Raw genomic sequence first — 214 nt, forward strand, 5'->3', positions numbered from 1 at the left:
GTCCGCCTTCGGTCCCGCCCGCCCGTTCAGGCGGCTCGGCGGCGGGCGGTGTACTCCGGTATCTCCCGCATCGGCGGACGCTCCTCGGTGTCCACCGGGTGCGTACGCGCCCGGAACCCGGCCCCGGAAGCCTCGCCGCCGAGACCGGGGCTCCCGGGGTCGTATCCGCCGGCGCCGAGTGGATCGCCCGCGCCCCGCTCGGCGCCGGCGATCC

At 78.5% G+C, this 214-nt stretch carries 1 pseudogene; it reads right to left on the minus strand.

The window, feature by feature from the left end:
• Positions 1-26: 26 nt before the first annotated feature.
• Positions 27-214: pseudogene (locus AN216_RS00045) on the minus strand (hypothetical protein); the annotation flags it as partial.

The sequence above is a fragment of the Streptomyces oceani genome, assembly GCF_001751245.1.
Taxonomy (GTDB): Bacteria; Actinomycetota; Actinomycetes; order Streptomycetales; family Streptomycetaceae; genus Streptomyces; species Streptomyces oceani.